At 42.4% G+C, this 1693-nt stretch carries 1 protein-coding gene; it reads left to right on the top strand.

What is annotated here, in order from left to right; translation table 11 throughout:
- The first annotated feature begins 190 nt into the window (after positions 1-190).
- A complete protein-coding gene (locus tag WAM07_RS16630) occupies positions 191-1546 on the top strand; it encodes an IS1182 family transposase (RefSeq protein ID WP_422168530.1) in 1356 nt (451 codons plus the stop codon).
- Positions 1547-1693 lie beyond the last annotated feature (147 nt).

The raw sequence follows: 1693 nt of genomic DNA, 5'->3' as shown, positions 1-1693 counted from the left end.
TGTATATAGTCAGCAGCCATGGTAAGTACCAAAAAGAATTTCAATAAAAAAACAAACCCTCTACTTTATAAGTAGAGGGTTTACAGGCTGTCGAGAAAGTCTCGGCAGCTTTTATTTGTTTTCCGTTTTTTAATAGATCACCGCGTTAATTTGTTATAATAGCTATAACTTATCAACGAAAGGTGATTTGATGTTTCAATCCAAAACTGAACGACAAAATGAAATCGAAATGGTTACCATTGAAGAGCTTGTCCCTGAAGATCATCTCCTCCGTAAAATTGACCAATACATAGATTTTTCTTTCATTCTTGAAAAAGTCCGTCCTTACTATTCAGAAGACAATGGCCGTCCCTCTTTGAATCCTCTTGTTTTATTCAAAATGATGTTCATTGGTTATATCTATGGCGTTCGTTCCGAACGCGAATTGGAACGACAAATTCAAACGAATGTTGCTTATCGTTGGTTCTTAGGGTTGAATCTTACAGACAAAGTACCCCATCATTCCACTATTAGTTGGAACCGCCGCACTCGTTTCAAAGACACGAATATCTTTCAAGAAGTTTTTGATGAAATCGTGCTCCAAGCGATGAACCACCGTATGGTGTCCGGGCGTGTATTATTCACAGATTCCACGCACTTGAAAGCCAACGCCAATAAGAAGAAATTCTCAAAACAAGAAGTTGAAGTAGAAACGGTAGACTACCTCGAAGATTTGGAAGAAGCCGTAAGAAAAGATCGTGAAGATCATGAAAAAAAGCCTTTGAAGGAAAAGGAGGGGGTAAAAAAGACAAAAGAAATTAAGGTTAGTGACACGGATAGCGAGAGTGGTTATCTTTACCGGGAGAATAAGCCGGAAGGCTTCTTTTATCTTGATCACCGTACCACAGATTTAAAACATAACATCATTACTGATGTTCATTTAACGCCAGGAAATATTCATGATTCCAGACCTTACTTACAACGTTTGGATCGTCAAATCGAACGATTTGGCTTTGACGTGGAAGCTGTAGGTCTAGATTCCGGCTATCTGACGAACCCTATATGTCATGGGCTTATTATGGAAAGAGGAATATTTGGAGTTATTGCTCATCGAAGGTATCAGTCAAAGAAAGGGCTCCTTCCGAAATGGAAATATGCATATGATGAAGAGCGAGATGAATATGTGTGCCCCCAGGGTGAAGTTTTAAGCTATTCGACCACCGATCGTGAGGGGTATCGGCATTACAAATCAAACCCTGAAAATTGTGCAGATTGCCCTCTTCTGGCGAAGTGTACACAAAATAAGAAGTTTCAAAAAACGATTACCCGCCATGTATGGGAAAGCTCGAAGGAGAAGGTTCGGTTGAACCGGCTTTCTAATGAAGGTAAGTGGATCTATCGCATGAGAAAAGAGAAAGTTGAACGTAGCTTCGCAGATTCAAAAGAACTGCACGGGCTGCGTTATTGTCGCTTGCGCGGAAAAGAGAATGTACGCGAACAAGCGTTACTGACGGCGGCCTGCCAAAACATGAAAAAGATTGCCCTTCACCTATCCAGGATGAGATAGGTGAAGGAGAGTCTTTTTCGGTGAAGGGCGGGCGAATACCAGGAGACTCCTGCGGAAAAACGGGCGATCCGAGACCCCGCAGTGTGGGTTTTCACGAGGAGGCTCGGGCGTTCGTCCGCGGAAAGCGAGTGGTATTCGCCCGCACGA

The organism is Halobacillus sp. (genome assembly GCF_049282395.1).
Taxonomy (GTDB): domain Bacteria; phylum Bacillota; class Bacilli; order Bacillales; family Halobacillaceae; genus Halobacillus.
Note: the sequence above shows the minus strand (reverse complement) of the source record. Positions and strands in the feature narration are given on the sequence as shown.

Coding starts and splice junctions, on each gene's coding strand:
- WAM07_RS16630 (WP_422168530.1), top strand. CDS start 191: ATGTTTCAATCCAAAACTGAACGACAAAATGAAATCGAAATGGTTACC.